The 24,977-nt window shown below is 38.0% G+C and carries 21 protein-coding genes and 1 pseudogene; 11 read left to right on the top strand and 11 right to left on the bottom strand.

Annotated features, from left to right (window positions below):
- A partial coding sequence (locus NEOC65_RS02775) for a DUF4277 domain-containing protein (RefSeq protein ID WP_213155643.1) occupies positions 1-327 on the bottom strand: 327 nt, incomplete at its 3' end.
- 506 nt (positions 328-833) lie between these two features.
- Between NEOC65_RS02775 and NEOC65_RS02770 the strand changes: the two genes are divergently transcribed.
- Both NEOC65_RS02770 and NEOC65_RS02765 read left to right on the top strand, forming a co-directional pair.
- Complete coding sequence (locus NEOC65_RS02770; RefSeq protein WP_249299001.1) at positions 834-1,520, top strand: uracil-DNA glycosylase; 687 nt, start codon at positions 834-836, stop codon at positions 1,518-1,520.
- 470 nt (positions 1,521-1,990) lie between these two features.
- Positions 1,991-4,813: a leucine-rich repeat domain-containing protein gene (locus tag NEOC65_RS02765; RefSeq protein WP_213155642.1), complete on the top strand. Its 2,823-nt coding sequence runs from the start codon at positions 1,991-1,993 to the stop codon at positions 4,811-4,813.
- A 110-nt stretch (positions 4,814-4,923) separates the two neighbouring features.
- On the opposite strand, the gene dapA is transcribed toward NEOC65_RS02765, so the two are convergent.
- The 4 genes from dapA to recD2 all read right to left on the bottom strand — a co-directional run bounded on the left by dapA (position 4,924) and on the right by recD2 (position 9,970).
- The gene (gene dapA / locus NEOC65_RS02760; protein WP_249298999.1) at positions 4,924-5,811 is read right to left on the bottom strand and encodes a 4-hydroxy-tetrahydrodipicolinate synthase; all 888 of its coding nucleotides are present in this window, start codon (positions 5,809-5,811) and stop codon (positions 4,924-4,926) included.
- 2 nt (positions 5,812-5,813) lie between these two features.
- A complete protein-coding gene (gene dapB, locus NEOC65_RS02755) occupies positions 5,814-6,581 on the bottom strand; it encodes a 4-hydroxy-tetrahydrodipicolinate reductase (protein ID WP_213155641.1) in 768 nt (255 codons plus the stop codon).
- A 156-nt stretch (positions 6,582-6,737) separates the two neighbouring features.
- The gene (locus NEOC65_RS02750; RefSeq protein WP_213155640.1) at positions 6,738-7,787 is read right to left on the bottom strand and encodes a phospholipase D-like domain-containing protein; all 1,050 of its coding nucleotides are present in this window, start codon (positions 7,785-7,787) and stop codon (positions 6,738-6,740) included.
- Entirely contained in the window at positions 7,787-9,970 is a 2,184-nt protein-coding gene (gene recD2 / locus NEOC65_RS02745; protein WP_213155639.1) for an SF1B family DNA helicase RecD2, read from the bottom strand. Before recD2 ends, NEOC65_RS02750 begins: the two co-directional genes overlap by 1 nt.
- Positions 9,971-10,276: 306 nt before the next feature.
- Between recD2 and NEOC65_RS02740 the strand changes: the two genes are divergently transcribed.
- From NEOC65_RS02740 to NEOC65_RS02730, 3 genes are all read left to right on the top strand, one after another.
- Positions 10,277-10,519, top strand: a complete 243-nt coding sequence (locus tag NEOC65_RS02740) for a hypothetical protein (protein ID WP_213155638.1) — start codon at positions 10,277-10,279, stop codon at positions 10,517-10,519.
- A gap of 364 nt (positions 10,520-10,883) precedes the next feature.
- Positions 10,884-11,087 carry a hypothetical protein gene (locus NEOC65_RS02735; protein ID WP_166158045.1) on the top strand — a complete coding sequence of 68 codons (204 nt, stop codon included), beginning with the start codon at positions 10,884-10,886 and terminating at the stop codon, positions 11,085-11,087.
- 492 nt (positions 11,088-11,579) lie between these two features.
- Positions 11,580-13,634, top strand: a complete 2,055-nt coding sequence (locus NEOC65_RS02730) for a coiled-coil domain-containing protein (RefSeq protein WP_213155637.1) — start codon at positions 11,580-11,582, stop codon at positions 13,632-13,634.
- A 124-nt stretch (positions 13,635-13,758) separates the two neighbouring features.
- Here NEOC65_RS02730 and NEOC65_RS02725 read toward each other — a convergent pair whose 3' ends face one another.
- Positions 13,759-14,652 (bottom strand): methionyl aminopeptidase, encoded by an 894-nt coding sequence (locus NEOC65_RS02725; protein WP_213155636.1) that lies wholly within the window; start codon positions 14,650-14,652, stop codon positions 13,759-13,761.
- 191 nt (positions 14,653-14,843) lie between these two features.
- On the opposite strand from NEOC65_RS02725, the gene NEOC65_RS02720 reads away from it, so the two are divergent.
- The 5 genes from NEOC65_RS02720 (at position 14,844) to xerD (ending at position 19,831) form a co-directional block, all read left to right on the top strand.
- Positions 14,844-15,557: a tRNA (guanine(46)-N(7))-methyltransferase TrmB gene (locus NEOC65_RS02720; protein WP_249298997.1), complete on the top strand. Its 714-nt coding sequence runs from the start codon at positions 14,844-14,846 to the stop codon at positions 15,555-15,557.
- Positions 15,554-16,600 carry a hypothetical protein gene (locus tag NEOC65_RS02715; protein ID WP_213155635.1) on the top strand — a complete coding sequence of 349 codons (1,047 nt, stop codon included), beginning with the start codon at positions 15,554-15,556 and terminating at the stop codon, positions 16,598-16,600. The genes NEOC65_RS02720 and NEOC65_RS02715 overlap by 4 nt, the downstream gene beginning before the upstream one ends.
- A 185-nt stretch (positions 16,601-16,785) precedes the next feature.
- Complete coding sequence (locus NEOC65_RS02710; protein WP_213155645.1) at positions 16,786-18,399, top strand: glucose-6-phosphate isomerase; 1,614 nt, start codon at positions 16,786-16,788, stop codon at positions 18,397-18,399.
- Between the two features lie 19 nt (positions 18,400-18,418).
- A complete protein-coding gene (locus NEOC65_RS02705; RefSeq protein ID WP_213155634.1) occupies positions 18,419-18,925 on the top strand; it encodes a hypothetical protein in 507 nt (168 codons plus the stop codon).
- A gap of 3 nt (positions 18,926-18,928) precedes the next feature.
- Complete coding sequence (gene xerD, locus NEOC65_RS02700) at positions 18,929-19,831, top strand: site-specific tyrosine recombinase XerD (protein ID WP_166158027.1); 903 nt, start codon at positions 18,929-18,931, stop codon at positions 19,829-19,831.
- Between the two features lie 35 nt (positions 19,832-19,866).
- Here the strand turns inward: xerD and NEOC65_RS02695 are convergent, their stop codons facing one another.
- Complete coding sequence (locus NEOC65_RS02695) at positions 19,867-20,373, bottom strand: SycD/LcrH family type III secretion system chaperone (protein WP_166158024.1); 507 nt, start codon at positions 20,371-20,373, stop codon at positions 19,867-19,869.
- 119 nt (positions 20,374-20,492) lie between these two features.
- On the opposite strand from NEOC65_RS02695, the gene NEOC65_RS02690 reads away from it, so the two are divergent.
- Complete coding sequence (locus NEOC65_RS02690; protein WP_166158021.1) at positions 20,493-20,897, top strand: hypothetical protein; 405 nt, start codon at positions 20,493-20,495, stop codon at positions 20,895-20,897.
- Positions 20,898-21,297: 400 nt separating this feature from the next.
- Here the strand turns inward: NEOC65_RS02690 and gatB are convergent, their stop codons facing one another.
- The 4 genes and pseudogenes from gatB to NEOC65_RS02670 form a co-directional block, all read right to left on the bottom strand.
- The gene (gatB, locus tag NEOC65_RS02685; RefSeq protein WP_213155633.1) at positions 21,298-22,758 is read right to left on the bottom strand and encodes an Asp-tRNA(Asn)/Glu-tRNA(Gln) amidotransferase subunit GatB; all 1,461 of its coding nucleotides are present in this window, start codon (positions 22,756-22,758) and stop codon (positions 21,298-21,300) included.
- Positions 22,759-22,768: 10 nt separating this feature from the next.
- Positions 22,769-24,226: an Asp-tRNA(Asn)/Glu-tRNA(Gln) amidotransferase subunit GatA gene (gene gatA / locus NEOC65_RS02680; protein WP_249298994.1), complete on the bottom strand. Its 1,458-nt coding sequence runs from the start codon at positions 24,224-24,226 to the stop codon at positions 22,769-22,771.
- Positions 24,227-24,243: 17 nt separating this feature from the next.
- On the bottom strand, positions 24,244-24,543 hold the full coding sequence (gene gatC, locus NEOC65_RS02675; RefSeq protein WP_213155632.1) for an Asp-tRNA(Asn)/Glu-tRNA(Gln) amidotransferase subunit GatC: 300 nt from the start codon (positions 24,541-24,543) through the stop codon (positions 24,244-24,246).
- Between the two features lie 114 nt (positions 24,544-24,657).
- Positions 24,658-24,977: pseudogene (locus NEOC65_RS02670) on the bottom strand (hypothetical protein); the annotation flags it as partial.

Genomic DNA, 24,977 nt, shown 5'->3' with positions numbered 1-24,977 from the left:
GACTGAAAAGATAGCATCACATCCATATTCGTAGCAGCAATCTAAAGCTCTACCTAAACGATCATCCGATATATTTTCAGATCTACACGCTCTTCCTAATAATCGTTCCACAGGTTTACTTGCGTAAAATTGTGCTTCTAAATATAAGGGACGTGAAGTAAAACCTAACCCATTGATGACCATCAATTTGATGCATTCTCCTGTTGTTATAATAGCTCGGGGATCAGGGGGAATGAGCTGATCTATCATGCTCACTAAATTGATCTCGTCACACATAGCAGAAACAATCCCTAAGTGGTCAAGATCTTTGCTACTATACTCTTCCATCGCTTATATCCTCTCTTTCTTTGCTTTGAGAGGAACAAGCTTAGTTTTTTCTTGAAAAAAACTTAAGTCAATTTACCAAAATAATAAAAAAATTATCCAACCATTGTTTTAACCTGCGGAATGTGGGTTATAACATATACCGAAAGCTTTTAGTTGTATCTAAAGTAAAAGATAGTCCCAACATCTTAAAAAACAAAAAAATTCTAAAAAAGTAGCCTAATCAATAAAATAATTTTAAAATACTTAATAACTATAAAATTGATTCGTTAGCTAGGCTAGTCCTGTATGCTGCCAAAAATGCATGGCACATAGCATAAAAAATTTCAGAAAATGCATGTTATGTAAGAGCCGTCTAACTAAAAGAAAGGTTGTTACCTAATCTTTTAGGCTTTAAGGGTTTTTGGTCCCTGCGTTATAAAAAAATTATATGGTTAAGTGCTTTTTGAAGCTTGATAGCTCTTTAATAATTTCAGTGAGGATAAATAAGGGGAAGGAGAAGTTGGGGTATGGCTACTAAAACGAACAATTTATCGATGTGGAAAAACTTTCAAGCAACGGTCATCAATTGCCGAAAGTGTCCGCGCCTTGTAGCTCATCGCGAAACAGTGCCTGCTAGGCCTCTCTATCAGCATCAAAAATATTGGAGAAAGCCTTTGCCAGGCTTTGGTGATCAACAAGCCTGGTTATTGATCACGGGGCTTGCCCCTGCGGGAGATGGAGGAAATAGGACGGGCCGCGTTTTTACAGGCGACGCAACTGCACGTTTTTTAGTCAAAGCGCTTCATGCGCAGGGGTGGGCAAATCAACCTATATCCGAGTCTTTAGATGATGGCTTAATATTAAAGGATTGTTATCTAACGGCAGCGGTCAAATGTTTTCCTCCTAAACATAAGCCTACTCGCCAAGAATGTGTGAATTGCCATCCCTACTATATGCAAGAAATAGAAATGCTTTTTAAATTACGCGTAATCCTTGTGCTGGGAAAATTAGCTTTCGATGCCTTTTTATTAGCATTAAAAAAGAAGGGTTTATCAACAAAAGGAATAAAATTTAAGCATGGCGCTTTCTATAGACTAGAAAATGGCCTTAAGCTTTATTGTAGTTATCATCCTACACCACGCAATGTCAATACAGGTACATTGACAGAGAAAATGTTTTACGATCTTCTTGAAGAGATTAAAAAAGCCAAATGATGGTTTACTTATGCTGATAAAATATTTTAAAATCTGAATTTAAAATTGACTTCTTCCTTTAGTTCTCTTTATCGCATAGAAGAAAATGCAGCTAGGATAAAGTAGCCCATAGAACCTTATTCTTTTAATAATTAAGCCCTAAAGATTTTATCTAAAAAAATTGTAGATGAGTGAATTTCTCAATAGCTTATTTAAGTGGTATTGAGAATTAAAAAGAGTAACCTGGAGGGCCTTTTAAGCATTTCAGCCAAGGCCTATTTGATAATCGCTGGGCAGGATCAAGCAGGAGAAGAACTTATCATCACACCTTGGCTTGATAGGAAATTTTATACCCTTTCTGGCAATATTTATATCTTCAAGCTTTTAGTGTTAAAGGTTTGCATCCAAGATTTTCTTGCTAATTTTATGTTTTTACCCTATGCTGAGTTTATCATGCAGGGGTTCTGACCCAAAATCAAGGAGATAACCACATGCATCCTTTCACTCCTTCTATTACCATTGAGCAATTACCTAATGAAATTTTAGTTCCTATCTTGGAGAGTTGTGCCCACCCGTCTTTGCTCAGCGTTTGCGCGAAATGGCACCATATTCTGTCAAATGAAGCAATGGTAAACCTTTATAAAAAGATAGCTCGTATGCATTTTCCTACAGGAAATGTTCATGAGCAAGCACTCATTATAGATAAAATCTATCAAATAGATGCTCAATTCTCGTATATAAAAAAGATAAATGAGATTTTCAGGCATCTTTTTAAATTAGCTAAATCTTTTTCTCCCTTAGAATTTAAATGGAAGACTGAGGAAAAGAGGTACCTAACATTAGCTAATTATTATTCTTACCTCGTCAATATTAATCGTCTCTTATTATGGAAAGCTCTGGAAGGGGGAAAAAAATATTTAGAGGATGAAAAAATCATACACTTGACCGTAGAAAAAAAAGGAGCTCTCCTTAGGCCATGGCTTGAAAAATATGGTACAGATATCATAGCTCTAGACCTAAAAAAAATTGGTTTGACTTATTTACCGTCCGAGATAGGGTTATTGTCCTGCCTACAAACACTTTCCTTAGCCAAAAACAATCTGACTATTCTTCCACCAGAGATAGGGAAATTATCTCTCTTGGAAATCCTCTACTTGGGGCATAACCAACTAACCACTCTTCCTATTGAAATAGGGCAACTATCCCAGCTAGAGAGCCTTCATCTAGAATATAACCAACTCATTTCTCTTCCTGCTGAGATAGGACGGCTATCTCAGCTAGAATGTTTTACTGCAGATTACAATCAACTTACTACTCTTCCTGCTGAGATAGGCCACCTGAGTCAGCTTAACGTGCTTGATATAGAACACAATCAGCTTACCATTCTTCCCGAAGAAATAAATCAGCTGCACAAGCTGCAACAATTTAGTCTAGGACACAACCAACTTAACTCTCTCCCTGCTAAGATAGAGGGATTGTGGGAGCTAGTAAGCCTGTTTCTAAATAATAATCTCCTTACTTTCCTTCCTCAAGAGATAGGAGATTTATCCCAGCTGCAAGAGCTTCTTTTAAGCCATAACCAGCTTAATTCTCTTCCTACTGGGATAGGGCAGTTATTGAACTTAGAAAAACTTTACATAAATAATAATCTTCTTACTTCTCTTCCTCAAGAAATAGGAGGGTTATCTCAGCTACAAGAACTTATTTTAGACGATAACCCGCTTAGCTCCCTTCCTGATGAGATAAGCCAGCTAACTGAGCTGCAAAAACTCTATGTAAGCAATAATCTGCTTACTTCTCTTCCTAGCGAGATAGAAAGATTATCTAATTTGCAAGAACTTATTTTAGACGATAACCCGCTTAGCTCCCTTCCTAATGAGATAAGCCAGCTAACTGAACTACAAAAACTCTATGTAAGCAATAATCTGCTTACTTCTCTTCCTAGCGAGATAGAAAGATTATCTAATTTGCAAGAACTTATTTTAGACGATAACCCGCTTAGCTCCCTTCCTAATGAGATAAGCCAGCTAACTGAACTACAAAAACTCTATGTAAGCAATAATCTGCTTACTTCTCTTCCTAGCGAGATAGAAAGATTATCTAATTTGCAAGAACTTATTTTAGACGATAACCCGCTTAGCTTCCTTCCTGGTGAGATAGGTCAGCTAAGTGAGCTACAAATTCTTTATGCAAGCAATAATCTGCTTACTTCTCTTCCTCAAGAAATAGGAGATTTACCTCAGTTGCAAGAACTTTCTGTAGTGAATAACCAGCTTAGCTCTCTTCCGACTCAGATAGGCCAGCTAAGTGAGCTACAAAAACTTTATGCACACAGCAATTTACTTACTTCTCTTCCTCAAGAAATAGGAGGCCTATCTCAATTACAGGAGTTTTTTTTAGAGTATAATCAGCTTAGTTCTCTTCCTACTGAGATAGGACAGCTTTCTAAATTGCGAAACTTTAATCTAAGCAACAATTTATTAACCACACTCCCTGACGAAATAGGGCTTTTGTCTAATTTGCAAAAGCTTGATATAGATCATAATCAACTAACCTCTCTTCCTAAACAAATAGGAAAACTATTGAATTTGCAAAACCTTACTTTAAATCATAACCTATTAACCGTTCTTCCTTGTGAAATAGAGGATTTATTTCACTTAGAAAATCTCGCTTTAGAATACAATCAACTTACCTCTCTTCCTGGACAAGTAGGAAAATTGCTTAAGTTACAAGTTCTCACCTTAGATCATAATCAACTTACCAATCTGCCTGCAGCTATGCGATGGCTTATTTACTTGGAAAAACTTTCTTTAGAGTATAATCAACTTACTTTTCTTTTTGATGAGATCGATCAAATGTTCCAGCTGGAAGAACTCACTTTAGATCATAATCAGCTCATTTATCTCCCTGCCGAGATAGGAAAACTATCTAAGCTCAAGGTGCTTACTTTAAACCATAATCAACTTACCCATCTTCCCCCTGAATCAGGGCAGATGCACCGACTACAAGAGCTTATTCTAGAACACAACCAACTTACAGCTCTTCCTAGTGAGATAGGGCATCTTTGTGAACTCCAAAGACTTTATGTAAGCAACAATCGGCTTACTTCTCTTCCCAACGAAATAGGAAAATTATCTAATTTGCAAGAGCTTATTTTAGAGCATAATCAGCTTAGCTCATTGCCTTCCTGCCTAGGAGAGTTATCGATGCTGCAAATGCTTAACTTAGAAAATAACCCAATAAGCAATCTTGCTGAGGAGATAAGTCAGCTATCTGCCAAGCTTCCCTTCCTCGTAGATGCTATGAATGAATGAATGAATGAATCCAATTCTATACTTTAAATAAAGGGGGGCCTTAACTTGTAAAAAATATGGCCTTCCTTTAGCATCCCATGGGTGATTTATCTTGCCTGCTGTTTTTCTAGCTACAAAACTTTTAAGCACTTTTTTAATTTCTCTAGATTTTCATCATTCATTGCACATAAGGGTAGCCTGCAAGGGCCTGCTGCATGGCCTGCTAGATTCATTGCTGTTTTTATTGGGATGGGGTTGGTTTCGATAAACATACTTTTCATATAGGGAAGCAATTCATAATGCAAAGCACGCGCGGCAGGATAATCTTCTTCTACCATTAGATCGCATAATTTTTTAATCTTTTGAGGGAATAGATTACTTAAAACAGAATAAATACCATGTCCCCCTAGAGCCATCAAAGGATAAGTTAAAGCATCATCTCCTGACATAATGCTAAAATCAGGTCTAATAAGCCTTATACTTTCAATTACATCCATCATCTGTGAAATATTTCCAGAAGCTTCTTTTACTCCTACTATATTTTCTATAGCAGCTAATCGTTTTAATGTCTCGATCTGCAGGTTTTGACCCGTCCTACCGGGAATGTTATAAATGACAAGAGGTAGTTTTACCGCTTTAGCAAGAGTAGAAAAATGTTGATATAGCCCTTCTTGGGTGGGCTTGTTATAGTAAGGCGTAACCACTAAGGCCGCATCGGCGCTAGCATCTTGGGCAGCTAAAGTGTTTTCAATAGTAGCATGGGTAGCATAGCTACCAGTACCAACCATAAGAAGGCACTTACCTAGTGTTTCCTCTCGGGCGATACTGATGATTTTCGCTTTTTCTTTTTGGCTTAAGGTAGGGGCTTCACCGGTAGTACCTAAAACCACTAATCCTTGAATATGATAAGATAGCTGAAAACGAATGTTTTTTCTTAAGCCTTCTTCATCTAATTGTCCTTCTTTATCAAAAGGGGTAATAAGCACGGTATAGGCGCCCCAAATTTTAGGTTTCATCATAATTATTTCCTTGTAAAGGGGAGGTGTTGGAAATGTTTTTTTGAGGAGCAGATCATATCCTCTAGAGTAAAAATTCCTTTTTTTCCTATTAACCACTCGGCTGCTGCCAAGGCTCCTCGCGCAAAGCCTTCTCTGTTCCTTGCCTGATGGGTAATGGTAAGAGTATCCGCAGGGGAGTCAAAGATTATCGTGTGGGTGCCAGGTATAGAGCCACAGCGTACGCTTGAGAAATTAAGTTCATGTGGGGCTATAGGACGATCAACTCTATCATAAAGAGGCGTTTTTTTACGCTGAATTTTTTCAAGCAATATGGAAACTAAGCTTTTGGCTGTTCCTGAAGGGCTATCTTTCTTTTGATAATGATGAAGTTCTTGTCCAGCTACATCATAATCATCAAATTCATTCATTAATTGGGCAGCAGCTTCCACAATATTTTTAAAAAGATGAACTCCAATAGAGAAATTAGGAGAAAATAGAAAACCTATTTGGTGTTCATGAATAAGTTTTTTCACTTCCTCCCCATGCTCTTCCCAGCCTGTTGTTCCCATGACTATATTTTTCTTAAATGAAGCAAGCCTTTGAAGATTGCTTAAAACGGCTTGAGGAGCACTAAAATCTATGCAAATATCCGCTTGCTGAATTAAATTTTCTTTAAGAGAAGAGACAGCCTCGCTGGAAGAGAGTCTGGCTACAATGGTATGTCCTTGCTGTAAGGCGATCTCTTCGATCAGATGTCCCATTTTACCATATCCAATAAGCACAATTTTCATGACAAACTCCTAGATTGAACCCACAATAGATACAAAAAATGTAAATAAATTTAAACCATTTTTCAGTAATTTTTAGCTTGTTTTTTTTTGTGTTCCTAATAAGTGAGGGAAGCATTCTAAAGGATTGAATCAAGTTAATATCATGCAGCTAGCTTATTAACGAATGGAGTCTGCTTTAATGGCTTGCCATAAGTTTTGCATATGCTGGCGCTGCTCATGAGTTAAAGGATGGAGAACTAAAAAACAATCATCATTTTGTGTGAAAGCAGCTTTAGTCCAATTGGCAGAACCCACTTCTAATGTATGATCATCTAGCCACATGAATTTATGGTGAAGTAATGCTGTGCCTGCACTGTAAAATAATTTAACACGGTGGCTTTTAAGCATTTCTGCTATCTTAGCGCTCGCCCCGTTAGAGGAACTTCTGTCCAGCACCACTTCTACGTTAACACCCCGCTTTTGGGCCTCCACTACTTCCTTAGCCATATCAAAGCGTGTCCAGGTAAACATAGCGATGCGTATGCTTTTTTTAGCTTCTCGAATCAGTTGCTTAATACGCACGCTTGCTTTTTTATCATCAGGCAGAAAAGAGATTTGTAACTCTTGGTTGCCAGTCAAGTAAGTGTGGTGAGTAACCTCGCCCTTTCTATCATACTCATGCAAAGTAGAAGCCTTTTCTTTAATAGTGGCAGCAAGCGCTTCATTTTTTAAGGCGACGACAAGATTACCATGCATATTTAAAGATTCGTTGGTGAAGTTGGCAGAACCAATCCAGCATTCTATATCATCAATCACTAAGATCTTTATATGCATGAGCCCCTTACCTAAACGCCGAATGAGCTCCACCTGAGGGCCCAATTTTTTGCTAATATAGGGGCATGCCTTGGCATCACAGATAACTTTTACAGGAATACCTTCTTGGCTTTTATGACGTAGAGCGTCGATGATTTCTTCACTCGTCATAGAAAAAATGAGGAGGAGAACGGATTTCTTAGCATTGTTTATAGCCGAAATGTAAGCGTTTTCTAGCTGATCACCCGTTTGATTGGAGAAAAACTTAGGTGTTTCTTCAGCTACAGGAATAGGTTTTATCCATAAAGCATCGTGGAATAAAGCGGTGCCGATTAAAAGTAGAGCAGAGATAAATGTTAAAGCAGACTGGATGAGAAATTTCTCAGAAAACAAGGGGGCTTTACTTTTTCTCATTATGGCATGCTTACGCTAATATTATTAATGCCTATAAGAGCATGATAAAGTCCGGTATGACGTTTTTTTACTTCATCATTCTTAATAGCGATAGCGATCGCTTTTTTGCTTCCGACAATGATTACATGTTTTTGCCCACGTGTTACGCCTGTGTAGAGTAAATTGCGATATAACAAAGCAAAATGGGTAGTATGCACAGGCATAATAATACAAGGACATTGGCTACCTTGATACTTATGCACGGAAACAGCATAGGCAAGGACAATTTCATCAAGATCATTAAATTCATAAATAATATCACGATCTTCTATTTGTATAAGAACTTGCTGCTCAAGAATGTCTATCGCTTTGATTACTCCTATTTCTCCATTATAAACCTCTTTTTTATAATCATTGCGGATTTGCATAACTTTATCTCCGACTAATAACTTTCTCCCTGCTCTAAATAAGGGATTGCTATTTTTATTCAGAGTCTCTTGTAAAACGGTGTTTAAGTTATCGGCCCCAATGATTCCTTTACGCATGGGCGTCAACACTTGAATATCATGGAGAGGATCATAGCCATATCTTTGGGGAAGCCTTTGGGCAATAAGAGCGATAATATTTTTTAATACTTCTTCAGGGGTTACAGCTTCAAGGAAGAAAAAATCGCTCTCACTATGGTTATGAATATCTGGAAAGATACCACTATTAATTTTATGAGCATTAGTAATAATACGCGAGCCTGCCGCTTGACGATAAATTTCTGTTAGCAGAGTGACCGAGATTGTTTGCGAGTTAATCATATCACTTAAGACGTTGCCAGGGCCAACACTTGGCAGCTGATTGATGTCTCCCACAAAGATAAGCCTGCATGTATTGGGAATAGCTTTTAATAAACTATACATGAGAAAGGTATCGATCATACTGGCTTCATCCACTATCAGTAGATCACAATCCAAAGGATTTTCGCGATTACGTTTAAAACCTCCATTTTTAAAATTGTATTCCAATATACTATGAATAGTGGAAGCTTTTTTACCTGTAATTTCACTCATACGCTTAGCAGCACGCCCAGTAGGGGCCATCAGGAGAATTTTATCACTCAATTTTTCTGTAATAGCCAGAATAGCATTTGTGATGGTACTTTTCCCCGTACCCGGGCCACCTGTGATAATATGAAGCTTTTGATAAAGGCAATTTTTTATAGCAATGCTTTGGTTATTAGCTAATTTAATATTTAGCTTTAGCTGAACCCACTCAAGAGCTTTAGGAATATCCACCGCTCTTAAATTACATGCACAGCTATTTAACCTTTTAATTTCACGGGCAATGCCCGATTCGGCTACAAACAGAGACATATTCCAAATAAAAGTTTGTATCTTTTGGTTGTTAACCAGATCGAATAGTTCGATGCGCCGTTCATCTTTTAAAGAGGAAATTCGGGCCTTAACTTGGGGGCTCTCCACCTCCAGCTTTTCTGAAGCTTCAGCCACAAACTCTTCTAAAGGAAAACAGACATGCCCATCCTTAGATAATTCGGACAAGATAAATTCAATACCGGCATCGATCCTTGGAGAGGCATCGTGTTCCATTCCCATTTTCTTAGCAATAGCATCCGCTGTTTTGAATCCAATGCCTGTAATTTCTTGGGCAAGGATATAAGGGTTTTGCTGAACTTTCTCAATGCTATGATTACCATAATTTTTATAAATTTTTTGCGCATAGACAGGACTCACTCCTTTAGACTGCAAAAATATCATAACCTCTCGTACAGATTTTTGCTCATCCCAGCAGGATCTAATTTTTTCAATTCTTTTTTCTCCTAGCCCTTCAATCTCTAATAATTTGTGAGAAGCTTGATCAATCACATCTAGGGTTTCTATCCCAAATTTTTCCACAATGCGTTCAGCATATTTAGGGCCAATTCCTTTGATCAGCCCTGAGCCTAAGTATTTCTTGATCCCTAAAAGATCAGCAGGGGCTTCTACTTGATATTCTTGGCAGATGAATTGCCGTCCATGAACTAGATGCTGCTTCCAATGTCCTTTACAGCGCGCAGTCACACCAGGAAGAGCAGTAGGCATGACTCCAACCACGCACACAAGCTCTTTTAGTTGAGCTGTTTTTAGCTGTGCAACCGTATAGCCTGTCTCTGCATTTTGAAAGGTAATTCTCTCAATGTAGCCAACAACAATTTCCATAAACATTTTGATTGAGCAATTTAAAGATGGATAAACAGGTGAAGAGTTAAAAAATTTACATCTATTCATCTTGTAGTATAGGTGGGTCAGCTACTTTTGAAAAGATCTTTTTTAAATTTTAACTGTTTCTGCCTTAAAGTCTAAAATTAACTACCTCTCTAGATAAGGCCACCTAGCCCATATAAAATGTTGAAAGATAGGAATATCCTGCTATTTTCAGCTCCTTTATGCTCCCTAAATGATTAAAAGATTGAAAAATTTTTAAAAAAATTAATAATACTATTTGTGGTGGTAAAGGAGAAAAAAATGCATAGATTAGCTTTTTTGATGGGAATGGTTGTGATAGGATATATGCCTTTAGAGGCAGCAGAGGAACAGAATGTTGGTGAAGATGAGAGCCAAATAACAGAAGATTGCTATGCTCCAAAGAGGGGGGCCAGATTGTTTTATGGAAGAGCGATAGATAGCCATATGGATGATTTAAATGAAAAAAATTATGGATGGCCAGGCATGCGAGCAGATGCTTTTTATGACCATTTTACTAAATAAAAAATAATAGTTGCTTATCTTTCCTTTGAGGCAAATGTAAAACAAGAAGATAAAAATTAAGCTTAGAATTTTTTTCACTTCAGCTGTAGAGGGGGTTATTTTAGACTTTTTTTCTCTACTTAAATGCTAAAGAGCGCACTCCTTTAGAAAATTTTTTTTGTAGAGTGCCTATTTACATTAGCTTACATCTTCAATAAAAAATCTTATCAAATTAACTTTTCATAATTACTCTCATCGTATAATGTGACAAATATTGGGTTAAAAGTATAAGTGGGTAAAGGGAGCTTTTAATTGATCAATAGAATTTATAAAGAAGCTTTAAGCCAAAAAAATTAGAGGTGGAGGCAAATGCTAAGGAGATTAGATGAAGTCTAATAAGCAAAAGCAATTATACGATACGTTATCTAAAAATCATGCTTGTTATGTTCTTATTACCTGCGATAAACCCGTAGAAGATGGTAACATGCAAGTGCAGATGACTTATGAAGGGGACTCTTCTTTAGTTGCTTATCTGCTACAAGGGGCCCAATCTTTTATCGATGAAAAAGAAGAAGAAGCTTTCTTATAAAAAATTAAGCCTTACTTGAAAGCCTTCTTTCCTATTAAATAAGCAGGAGGCCTCTAGTTCTGAGGAGAGAGGTTAAAGAAATATTCTTAGAAGCTCTTCATCTTGCTTAATTAGAAGAAAATATTTATCGCTCAGGAAATTTAGCCTGATCCAGCTTTAATAATGATTGAAAAGAATAAACGCGCATAAAAGCATTTTTTATCGTGTGGCATAAATTTTTTAAGATGAGTTTTTTTGTGAAAGCAAAAGTAATATCATTGATTAATATTCTACGCATAGGGTTCTATTTAAGCTTGCAGAATTTTTTTATCACCACTATTTATAGAGAGAGCTAGCTTCTCTATTGCCTTTAGTTCTGAAATTCGGGTTGTGCCAATAAAGCTTTGCTCTAAATGTTATTAAGCAGGCTCTCACACTTACTACTTTACATTTTGATGAGTTTGTTATAAGGTTGACCCTAATTAATAGACTTTAGAGCATTTTTGTATAGTAATGAACTTAACGCGTGAACGTCAGTTTTTTCTATGGAGCGTGGTAGGTCCACTCTTAGCCTTAGCTACCCTTTTCATCATGCTCTTGCGTCCCACTCCACTCACACCCTTGTTAGCCTTCAGTCTTGTTTTAGGTTTACCTGTTTGCTGGTATTTAAAAAGAGGCGGTCTCATTTTAGCTGGCTTTTCATTAGCATTTTTGCTGTCTTTCTATCATCCGATACTTATTAATTCTCCGGCGTGGCATGGAGGGATTACTTTTTCCATTTTACTTACTTTTTTTATCACCAGTTATAGCTATGATACTGCTTTAGTTCTGATACAAGAGGTTCAATCTCCCTCTTCTGCTACAGAAGAAGGCTTCTTCAAGCTTGAAAATGGGAGGCTAGAGAGCCAGCATGAAAAAGAAAGTCCCCAGGAAAAATTAGAGAAAATTACTCAAGAACTCTATCACTCTCAGCAGAAAAATAATCATCTAGACTCTCTTTTAAAAAGCTCTCAAGCTGAGATTGAGCAGGTAAAATTAGAAAATGAAAAGTATAAGGCTGATGCCCAAGCTATTAAACATGAACTTGAAATAAGATCTTTTAAAGAGGAGCAGCTATTACAAGAGCTGCTGGACAAACGTGGAGAAGCCCTGCAGCTTAGCGATCAACTCGTTGAAATTAATAAAGAGCTAGCTAAGCGAACAGAAGCACTCAAGCTTATGCAGGATGATCCTCCATTAGAAAAGCTTAGGCTGCAATACCAAGCTGACATGCAAAGTGCAAATAAACAACTAGAAGCACTTACTGAGGGGCTAAAAGATTCCCAACAAGAGGCTCAAGCTTTTAAGAAAGAAGTGCATTTACTCACTGCAGAGCTGAATAATCAAGCGGTTAAAAATGAGCGTATGCTAGATGAGCTTTTGGAGAAACGTAAGGAAATCCTTTACATTAAAGATCAACTTCAAGAAGCCCATGAAGAGCTGGAAAAGTGTGCAAGTATCATTGATAGCCATTCTGCAGAAAATATAGAAAATATCAAAAGCCAATATCAACGAGAAATTCAACATTTTGAAGAGCAGGTGGGAGCTCTTTCTCAAGCACTAAAAGATTTTGAAGAGAAAAGCTCCTGGCTAGAAGAGCGATCTGAACAAGCTAACCTTGAGATAGAACTTGCCAAGCAAGAAATTGAGCGTTCTAAGGATAACCTGCAGTTCATGCAAAAAGAGCTAGAGCTTAAAAGTTTTAATGAAAAGAAAGCTTGGGAAGAACTGGAAGAAGAAAAGAAAGCTTCTCTTGAAGTAAAAAAGCAGCTGCAACAAGTGCAAAATGAGCTTAAAGATTGTATTCTTTGTCATAAGAGTGAAACGCAAAATCTTAGCGAGCTAATTAATGCCAAAGATCAAGAGATATTTAACATACAATTTAGTCTGCAGAGTGCTTTAGAAGATTTACAAACGCATGAAAAAGAACTAACTCAGCTTCAGGAAGAGAAAATAGCCTATCAAGATCTACAAGAAAAATGGGCCCATCAAATCGAAGACTTGCAACAGGAAAAGATAGGCTTAAATTCTACTCTTATAAAGTTTCAAGATGAGCTCCAACAGTTTAAGGGTCTTGAGCAAGAAAAAGCGCGGTTAGAAGCGGCTTTAAAGGAAAACATGCAGGAGCTTGAGGCAGCTCGCCTGGCAATAGAAAAAGCAGAGGAAAGTGCTAAGCAGCATGCTAGGCAAGATAAGAAAGAAAAACTTATCCTTCAACCTACACCCAATTCTCATGAAGAGTATGCTTTAAGGCGCCGTGCCGAGGGAATGTACTTACAGCTAAAAGAGCAATTTAATGATAAATCTATTGTTTTAGAGCACACCAGGCAAAAGCTTTTTTATGCAGAAGAAAAAATTTCTCAATTACAACTGCTTATTCAAGAAAAAGAGCAGTTTAATGTAGACCCTTATGCCCAACATTTAACGCAACATATCATCCAAATGCAAAACCAATTGGATAATTTAGAAAAAACTTATTATCTAGAGGTAGAGAGTTTAAACGAGATTATTACTAAGCTTAGCTTATAATTTTTTATTCTTATAAAAAAAGGTAAAGCCCTCGCCACTTGCTCTAGCTACTAGCTTGCAATGAGGGTAAGCGAGAGTAGGTATATACAAGGAAAAGGGAAGGTGAGGGGAAAATTAAAGATTGTTATCTTTGCCAGTTAGTTAAAATTTCATGCCCCTCAGGAGTAATAAGTAAAGTATGCTCAAATTGAGCACTCGCTTTACCATCTTTAGTGCGAGCAGTCCATTCATCCTCTTGGTCAATTATCGCCTCTTGAACCCCTGCATTTATCATAGGCTCGATAGTAAATATCATCCCTGGTGCCAAAGGAATCTGGCTTCCATTATAAGCATGAGGAATTTGGGGGTTTTCATGAAAGTTTATTCCTACCCCATGTCCTACAAACTGATGGACAACAGAACAGTGATGCGCGCGCGCATAAGCTTCTATTACGTTACCAATTTCTTTGATTTCCACCCCAGGTTTACAAATAGCAAGAGAGCGTTTTAAACACTCATACGCTACTTCCATGACTAGCTGTTTTTCTTCTGAAACTTTACCTATGCTAACCATCTTGCTGCAGTCGCCATAGTAGCCTTCAAAAATGCAAGTGACGTCAATATTTAATATATCTCCCTCTTTTAAGGGGATTTTATTAGGAATGCCATGACAAACGACCTCATTAAGAGAAGTACAAATGCTTTTAGGAAAAGGTGGATGGCCATAGTGAAGAGGAGCAGGAACGGCTCCCATCTCTAAATGCAACCGATGCGCAAAATCATTGATTTCCAAGGTGGTAATACCCTCTTTAGCTATTTTACAGGTTTCTTCAAGAATATAGGAAGCTAGATGGCAGGCTCTACGTATGGCTGTGATTTCCTGCTCATTTTTAAGGATGATATTGTATCTTTTTAAATACTCTTTCTTTAAAAGTTGGAAGTGTTCTGTTTCTTTTAATGCAGGATTAAGATGAGGAAAATGGCATTTCTTCCATTTTTTACCGCTTTTACACCAACATTCATGATTTCGACCGATCATAGAGTTCCTTAAATCCCCAAAGATAAGCAGTAGACTTTTTGGCAGATTTGATATATCTTATTTTAAGTAAATTTTAGAAAAGGGCTTTTTTTCTCTCCTGAGCATTATAGATGAATGATCGATTGACTTAAAGCCGTTTTTTATTAAGGCCGCTTGGAATAATGTACCCTGGCTACATGCTTGGGTGGCAGATGATATTAACTTGTTTCAAAAAAATTATTGGGATTATGAAGCCTGCTGATTTGATACCCCCTTTTCCTAAAGATAATAGAAAAGTTACCATTCATGATGGCATATGGTACTTACCCGATAGGCATCTAGCTCAAAATCATTTTGAGTTTCCTGGGTGGTCTCATCCTTCGCTTTTTGGCAATGATCAGCCTGTTAACGTAGAATATTGCAGCGGAAATGGGGCTTGGATAGTAGCACAAGCAGAGGCTCATCCTCATCTTAATTGGGTAGCCATCGAGAGAAAATTTACCCGTGTGCGAAAGATCTGGTCCAAAATTAAAAATGGCTCGCTCAAGAACTTGATTGTCGTTTGTGGAGAAGGGTTGATGGCCACTCGCACTTACTTTCCTTCTGCTAGTATTGCTAATGTATTCATCAACTTTCCGGATCCTTGGCCTAAATTGCGACATGCTAAGCACCGTTTAATACAGCCTCACTTTGTCCAGGAATTAGCCCGGGTGATGCAAACAGATAAAGCTCTCACTTTTGTTACGGATGATATAAGCTACTCACAAGAAGCGATTGAAGTTTTCTTGTCAGCCGCAGATTTTAAATCTTACTATTCTCACCCCTACTTTTCTACCGAAGAAGAAGGTTATGGCACTTCTTATTTTGAGGAGCTTTGGCGTTCAAAAGGCAAAATGATTCGCTATCATAGGTTTATTAAAAAATGAGTGCCGAGGAGATCCCTGAAGATACAAAAAGGCTAGTTTGGGATAAACCTTACTTTTATTACCAAGGAAAAATTTTTAAGCCTAAGCTTTATGAATGGCAAGCAGAGGATGAAAAAATCCCTGCTAGCTATAATGTCATTTCACTTAAATTAGATGGCAAAGTGACGGCAAGCCTTGACTGGAAAAAAATAGAAAAGGTTGCAGAAAATTATTCGAAAGAAGGCTTTCTGCTTTTTTGGGACTTAGATTTAGGTTTATTTGATCGTTTAGAGTGGCCCTTATCTAATCAAACCCAGTTTTTATCTCTGCTTCTTTCTCTCGAGCACTTTCGGGATAATTTATGGGATAAATTTAAAGCTCAAACCTTAGGGGTAAACATCTATCGAGGGCCCATAAACTTTAAATCTCAAATGAGCTGGGATGATGAACTACAATCTAATTATAAAGAGTGGAAAACTACGAGGGGTAATGAAAATGATCAATTACCCTTTTCTACCTCTCAAGCCTTATTTGCACGTGAGGTGGGAGCAGAATATTTAGCACTTTTAGCCAATCGAATGCCTGATGAAATGCCTATCTTTGTGACTTTAGATAAAGATCTATCGTTAAGCTTAAGTTTAGAAGTTCAGCTAACGCACCGCGAACGATGGGGGAGATTACATCTGCTCGTTAAAAATAGTGAGCTTCCCTACTTATTTAATTTTAAGCCTGCACCTGTAGGTGTTTGCCTCCCTAACTATCAATGGAGAGATCAACAAACCTATCAAGAGCTAGAAGAGATATTACGCGATTTATTAAATGAAAGAGTTGCTTTTAATATTATCCCAGAAAATTATCTTCTTCATGAATGGGAAGGATTGGACTATTTAGTCGTCATTTCCTCCAGCTTAACAAGGCAAGGTAAGCGCAACCTGCAAGGCTTTTGTGCTGCAGGGGGGACAGTCATTACTGTGGGTTCTTCTCTAGGATTAGCAAAAGAGATACCGTATGTAAAAAGTGAAAAAGGATCTTTTAGCATGATGAATAATAGAGATGGCGAGTAAGGCAGCTTAACTTTCATTCTCTATTAAGGGTTTGGGCAAGAGAAAAGTTTAGTTGATTAGCCTTCCTTTTTAAGCCCCAAAAAAGTAATAAAATTTTATTTATAAATTTTACTTTTGCTCTTCATCATTTATTGTTCATCGGTTATAACAAGGCTATCCTATTCAAGTGAGGTTTTTTTATGTCTATGGTAGAAAAGTGTGGTGTGAACAGTCGGTCATTTGATCGTTTTCTTGCTACTGCGAAACTCAAGGAACTAGCCAGGCATCCTTGTGACTTAACGGATCCCCAACTCTTAACTCCAACTCGTTTGCAGCAGCTTAGTGCTGAAGCTTGTGGCATAAAATTTTTGTATGGCACAGAACAAGTAACAGAAGAGGTTATGCAAGCTTTGGTGGAGCTATCACGCGAAGCAGGCGTAATACAAGCGATGAAAAAGATGCAGGCGGGTGAAACTGTTAATAAAATTGAAGGCTTTCCTAGTGAGAATAGAAAGGTTTTACATACAGCGGTAAGAGATTTTTTTGAGGCTCCTAATCAGTCGAAAGAGGCTTGCGAGGCAACAAAAGAGGCTAAAAAGGAGATCGATAAGCTGCAGCATTTTATCAATAAAATTGATAAAGATCAAAGTTTTACAGATTTAATCATGATAGGCATCGGAGGTTCAGATTTAGGACCCAAAGCCCATTATTTGGCTTTGCAGCCTTTGCAGAAAAAGGGCCGAAAAGTGCACTTTATTTCCAATGTCGATCCTGATGATGCCGCCATGGTTCTTAAAGATGTGGATCTGTCTGCTACTTTAGTGGTTTGTGTATCAAAATCTGGGACCACACTTGAAACATTAACGAATGAAGAAATTGTTCGGTCTCATTTCCAAAAAGCTTCCCTTCATCCTCGTAATCATTTTGTAGCTGTTACAGGTCGTGGCAGCCCTATGGATAATCCTGATCAATACCTAGAAAGCTTTTACATTTGGGATTGGATTGGAGGACGTTATTCTACCACCTCGATGGTAGGAGGAGTGATGCTTTCTTTTGCCTTTGGATTTGAAGTGTTTTGGGAGCTACTTAGAGGCGCTAACGCGATGGATAAGGTGGCTTTAAATCCAAGCATCAAGCATAATTTGCCTTTACTAGGAGCTTTATTAGGCATTTGGAATCGAAATTTTTTAGGGCATCCTACCGTGGCGCTTATTCCTTACTCTCACGCTTTATCACGTTTTCCTGCTCATATCCAGCAGCTTGACATGGAATCTAACGGAAAACATACCGATCGAAGAGGCAATCACGTTAATTTTCAGACAGGGCCTATCATATGGGGTGAGCCGGGTACCAATGCCCAACATTCGTTCTTTCAGCTTATTCATCAAGGAACTTCTCCTATTCCTGTGGAATTTATCGGTTTTAAAGAATCTCAGTATAAAAAAGATTTTTTATATAAAGGGACTTATTCTCAAGAAAAGCTGCTAGCTAATCTTTTTGCGCAAGCCATAGCTTTAGCAGCCGGTCAAAAAGATCCTGAAAATATAAATAAAAGCTTTTTTGGCAATAGGCCTTCTCATATTCTGTTAGCACGTCAGTTAACGCCCCATATTTTAGGCTCTTTACTTGCCTACTTCGAACATAAAGTAGCCTTTGAAGGATTTATCTGGGGGATTAATTCTTTTGATCAAGAAGGAGTGCAATTGGGTAAAATTTTAGCTAATAAAATTGTTGATCAATTTTCTTTTAAAAGAGGGATAGGCGAAAAATCTGAGTTTGCTTTAGGTGAGGCAATGGTTCGCCATTTAGAGACTTTGTAATGTCCTTAGGGAGAAAATCATGTTGAAAATCGAAATTCCTAAACGTGCCGCGCATTGCATGCATGGCAACGAACCTCTTATTCCAGAGATGGAGTTTTATTCGATCTTGCTTTCTCAACAAGAAGAATATGAGAGGAAAGACTTTTGCTTAGCTTGCTGGGAAAAATTTGCTAAAGAAAATTTTAGCGCTAGGGCTAAAACGGCTTGGAAAGCTAAAGTCGTTTCGAAAAAAGAGAAGGAAGAGATATCTTTTAAAACACGCGATGAAAAAGCTTTTTATTTATTAAAAAACTTATTGCAATCTCCTTCGGAAGAAGAATGGGCAGAAGCATTCATATTGGCACTTTACCTGGCGCGACGAAAAATTATTTATTTAAGGCAAGAGTTGGCGCAGGAAGATGGATCGGTACTTGCTATTTATGAGGTAGCAGCTACTGAAGAGATGTGGGCTGTTAAACGAAAGCCATTGAGCGGTAGCGACATTGAAGCCCTTCAAGTAAAAATTGCCGAAAAGTTAGCGCGCTAAGCCATGCAGAAATCCTCTTCTAGTCTTTTGGATACTATTTTTGAAGATTTTCTAAGCTATATAGGCTCGGAAAAAGGTTTAGCTGTAAATACTATAGAAGCTTATCAACGAGATATAGCCGCATTTTTTGCTTTTTTAAGCAAGAAAGGCTTTAATGCTATACAACAGGTCGATGAAGAACATCTGATGGATTTCGTGGCCTCTCTGCAAGCAGCAGGATATGCCAGTTCAAGTATTGTACGCAATCTCATAGCCATTAAAGTATTATGTCGTTTTCTAAAAAGAGAGGGGAATCTACCCAGCAATTTCTCCTTATATTTTGCTACACCTAAAGCTTGGCAGCTTATCCCTACAGTGCTCTCTTACGAAGAAATTGAAAGATTATTAGAAGCTCCTGATGTAGAGACTCTGCAAGGCTCACGGGATAAAGCTATGCTAGAAATTATGTATGCGTGCGGGTTGCGGGTCTCTGAAGTTTGTAGCTTGAAGATCTATGATGTGGATGATGAGTATGTGCGGGTGATGGGTAAAGGAAAGAAGGAACGTTTAGTTCCTATAGGATTTAAAGCTATCCAAGCTATCGATCATTATCTTCATCATTATCGCTCATTAACAGAGAGTGAAAAATCTAAAGAATTATTTGTTTCTAGTCGTGGAAAACCTATCGATCGAGTGAGTGTATGGAGGATGATCAAAACATATATGAAAAAGGCAGGAATCCTTAAAAATATATCCCCTCATTCTCTTCGCCATTCATTTGCCACTCATCTATTAGAAAATGGGGCTGACTTACGCGTTATCCAAGAAATGCTTGGGCATGCAAGTATCAGTAGTACAGATAGATACACGCAGATCAGCAAATCGCGCTTGCAAAAAAGCTTTGATGAATTTCACCCGCGGGCTTAATTGAATATTAGAGGGTTAAAAAATTAAGAAAATATTTATATATCTTTAAGTAAAAGCCGTTTAGCATTTTCGGCATGATGCTGAAGCTCTAAAAATTCAGGATGGTTGGAGGCATATTCTATAGCCAAATCTAGGGCTTGCAGAGCACTCTCTCTATCATGCAGAGCAAAGAGACATTTAGCTAAATAAAAATAGGGAACGGGGTTATCAATACGGCATATAGCTGCCATTTCGTAAGCATCGATAGCAGCTTCGTAATCTTTGTTAAGTTGTGAGCACATTCCTAACCCCACCCAATATTCATGGTTATAAGGATTAAGAGTGACCAGGAATAAGAAAGCTTGAGCCGCTTCCCCATAGCGACGATGATCAAAGAGGCGATAGGCAGCGCCATAGAATTTAGCCATAGTTTCATCGCTAAATTCTAAAATTTGCTGAGCAGTTTTACCTTGGGCAAGTTGCTTTTTAAGAAGCTTTTTATTTTTAAGCTTCATTTTGACTTTTTTAGTTATCTTAAATTCACCAATATCGTCGCTTTCCATTTTTAACCCCGTTGGGCTGATATTATGAATTTCTTCTTCAGTTTGTCAATAAAACATTTCAGGCTTGTTTCTTATCTTCTGATTTAGCATAATACTTCCTCAATAATAAAGAGGTTTATATGACAACGTTAGCATCTGTCGACTTAAAGAGTGATAGAAGATCTATTCATCTGCCTGTTAATCCTGCATGGCGAGAGAAAGCTTCTCAGGCTTTTTCCAAAGTGAAGGAAGTGGCTAACGTTGTGTTTATTAGCCTACTAACTTTAGCTCTTTTTGCTACCAATCCTGGAATGTGCTTTATTTCATTAGTAATAGGGGTAGCTTTTAGTCAATCGATAGAAAAGGCTGTAAATAGGATAAAAGTATTCCTGTCCGCTTATTCCGTGCCTGTAATTATTGCCTGTTGGGGAATAGGTATGTTGGTATTGCCTGTCTTCCTTGCTACTGCCGCAGTTATTTGGCAAGCCTCATTAGGAAGCTATCTTTATAAAAAAGCTGATGAAAAAATGCTTTATAAAGCTTGAAAGGAATTCTAAAAGTTCTATTTTTCTTTTTATTCACCCCTTTTTAATTGGATTAGCTTATAAATAAGGCTAGCTACAAGATAAAAATCTTTGTACCAATTTTTTAATGCTTGAAGTAATTAAAACGAGCGAAGAAGCTAGCTATTAATTTATTCCTTAAGCGGGCGTGAACTACAAAGAGAAAGGAAGAGGTTATTTGAATAGATTTTAAATTAATACCCCCACCTTAAGTAGAACTGATTATTTTTCGAGCGTTTTTATTTAATTTTCTTACCTATAAGCTTGCTAAAAAGAGCATCTAGTTTTTTTTAGCCTCTCTCTCTTTAATATTTAAAAATTAATTTAAAAGAATAAAGTCAAAAAAAAATAGAAGTTTTTGGCAAGTTTATTAGCTCATTCTTTAGGAATTTATACGCTGCTTGAGCATCTCGTTTACCACGGTGGGTGCCGCTTTACCTCTAGTTTCTTTCATCACTTGTCCTACTAAAAAAGCAAATGCTTTTTCTCTACCTGCTTTAAAATCAGCAATAGATTGAGGGTTTTGTGCTAAGACTCTATCCACAATAGCTGCAATTTCCCCTTGATCGCTCACCGGTTTAAAATCAGGATTATCAGCTACAATTTTTTCACAATCCATCTGGGGCTGAGCAACCATTTGATCAGCTACAGTTTTAGCTATTCTTCCCGTGATCGTTCCTTTATCAATCATATTTACTAATTTGGCTAGCTGAATAGGAGGAATACCAAGAGTTAAAAGATTTTTGCCCGAATCTTTAAGCCTTCCTGCAAATTCTACAATGATCCAATTACAAAGATTGCGTGCATTTGAGCAATTTTTAAGAGCTTCCTCGAAGTAATCAGCTATTGGCTTATCTTGCGTTAAAACAAAGGCGTGATGAGGAGAAAGACCAAGCTCGGCTACATAACGCCTCTCTCTTTGCAAAGGTAGTTCCGGTAATGACTGGCGCACTTCCTCAATATAGCTATCGGTCAAAACAATAGGCACAAGATCGGGTTCAGGAAAATAACGATAGTCATCGGCTCGCTCTTTACGGCGCATAAGAACCGTCTCTTTTTTTTCCGGATCCCATCGATAAGTGGACTGTTGAATAATTTGGTTGTAAGGAATGTTAGGATGCTTTATGTAGGCAGAGATTTGACGTTTAATTTCGCATTCAATAGCTACATGCATATTGCTGAAAGAATTCATGTTTTTGATTTCAATCTTATTACGAAGCCCCGTTTCGCCTTTCAGGCGCACGGAAATATTAGCATCTACACGTAGCGAGCCTTCTTCCATGTTGCAATCAGAAACATCAATATATTGTAAAATGGCTTTTATAGCTGATGCATAAGCTACAGCTTCATCGGCAGAATGAATGCAGGGCTCAGAAACAATCTCAATCAAAGGAACACCTGCACGATTATAATCCACACCCGCAAAATTGGTAAAATGTTTAAGCATGCCTGCATCATCTTCCAAGTGTACCCGGTTGACAGCAAAAGTTTTCTCTATTCCATTAACTTCGGCGACAACAGTTCCTCCCAATACAATAGGCTGCTCAAATTGGGTGATCTGAAAATTGCGAGGGCTATCAGGATAAAAATAAGATTTACGATCAAATTTGCTAAATTTAGCGATAGTGGAATTGATGGCACATCCAAATTGCACGGCTTTTCGAACGGCTTCCTTATTGAGCACGGGTAGGGCTCCTGGCTGGCCTGTGCAAACTTCTGTAATGTTTGTATTAGGTTCGTCGCCAAAATGATTGGGAGCTACGCTAAACAGTTTAGTTTTGGTGTTAAGTTCGGCATGTATTTCAAGACCAATTACGGCTTCCCAGTTAATATGCTGCGTCATTGAATTTCTCCTATTTCACTAGTTCAGGCATGTGCATATGATAGGAGGTAGCCTTTTCAAAAGCATGGGAGACTTGAAAAACACCTACCTCATCTTTTTGAGGACCTATTAATTGCAAGCCCATAGGTTTTCCTTCAGCAGAGAAACCGGCAGGAATGCTGATGGCAGGAAGACCTGCTAAGTTAATGCCTATCGTGTAGATGTCTTCTAAATACATTTGTATGGGATCTTTAATCGATCCTATTTCAAAGGCCGCAAAAGGGCTAACGGGACTGGCCACCAAATCACATCTTTTGAAGGCTTCTTGATAGCTTTGTATAATTAAAGTACGAATTTTTTGTGCTTTTTTATAGTAAGCCTGTTGATAACCGGAGGAAAGTACGAAGGTGCCTAGAAGAATTCTTTGCTTCACTTCTTCTCCAAAGCCCTCACTTTTTGAAAAATCATAGATTTCATCTAAGGTTTGAGCGCGGCTAGAACGGTGGCCATAGCGCACTCCATCAAAGCGTGCTAAATTGGTAGAAGCTTCGGCTGTGGCCAGAATGTAATAGACAGGTAAAGAATACTTTAAAATACTTAAATCTATTTCTACTATTTCAGCTCCCAAGCTCTTCAGAATTTCTAAAGAATTGTTAAAGACTTTTTTAGGCTCGGCAGCAAGAGTATCTAAAAAATGCCAAGGTACTCCAATCTTTTTTCCTTTAATGTCCTTATTCATCTTCGTAAGGTAATCGTCCGCTTCAGCGGGTAAGCTGGTAGAATCTTTATCACAGTGCTTTCCAATCACTTCCATCACTAAAGCGGCATCTCGCGTATTGGTAGCAAAAGGGCCTATTTGATCCAGGGAAGAAGCATAAGCGACTAATCCATAACGAGAAACTCTCCCGTAGGTAGGTTTAAAACCCACGACTCCACAAAAGGAAGCGGGCAAGCGGATAGATCCTCCTGTATCGCTGCCTAGCGCAAGGGGACACAAGCGTCCAGCAACAGCAGCAGCAGATCCACCTGAAGAGCCACCGGGAGTGCATTTTAAGTTCCAAGGGTTATAAGTTTTTTGTAAAGCAGAGCTTTCATTAGAAGAGCCCATCGCAAATTCATCCATGTTAGTCTTGCCTAAAAGAATCGCATCTTCTTCTTCCAAAAGGCGAACAACCGTAGCATCAAAGGGAGCGCGATAATTAACGAGGAATTTAGAGGCGCATGTAGAAATTTCTTCTTTAATATGAATGTTGTCTTTAATAGCCATGGGAACAGCCGCAAGTTTTCCTAGTTTTTCTCCCAACGCTCTCTTCTTATCCAGCTGCTTAGCTTTTTCAATCGCGCGCTCTTTGTACACTGCAAGAAAAGCTCCAATCTGGCTATCATATTGATCGATGCGTTTTAAAAAAGCTTCGGTAACAGCTAGTGCGGTAAGATCACCTTTTAAAAACTTATCTTTAATTTCACATGCGGTCAGTGTGTGTATCATGTCTTTCCTTCAGATAATCAGTTTTGCTTAATGACGGTAGGAACTTTTATCATTCCTCCAATGTGCGCAGGAGCATTGGATAAAAACTTTTCACGCGGCAGGGTAGGCCCAGGCACATCTTCTCTCATCACATTGCACATATCAGCCAGAACATGATCACAAGGTGGCACATCATCGGTATTGATTTCATTCAATTGCTCAAAGTAGCCAATAATTTTTTTTAAATTGTTAAGCAGGACCTCTTTTTGTTCTTCAGAACACTCGATGCGACTTAAAGCCATTAGGTTTTGAATAGTATCTTTGTCAATATGTGCCATTTTATAGCTCCTGGAATGAATCGCTTTATAATAATGAGAGTCTGCTTATTATGCAACAGAAGCTAAAAAATTTGCAGGTGACAGGGGTGTAAACAAAAGTGTTGGCAATTTTTTCTAAGCAGCAGCTTTGTAAGAATTCCAGTAAGCATCCCAATAACCATTTAATCTACCTATTCTTAAGCTCAGCATCGCGTTAGCATTTTCTGTCTTCCACCAAGCTCCCGCTATCTTCAGCCTCTTTTGCACCACATGCCTATGGCTACTCTCTATCTCGCCTGACCCAATCGGTAAGCCTTTATCTAAAGCGCTTTTATAATTCATCATATCCAGTCTTCTTTCCATATACCTATAGCATCTTACTAAGCCATTCTCCTGCTCAGGATGATCTAGCGCCTTGAACTTATTTTCAATCTCTTTGAAAACTTCTTGGCTTT

Source organism: Neochlamydia sp. AcF65, from assembly GCF_018342435.1.
Lineage (GTDB): Bacteria > Chlamydiota > Chlamydiia > Chlamydiales > Parachlamydiaceae > Neochlamydia.
This window is presented reverse-complemented; position numbering and strand designations above follow the sequence as displayed.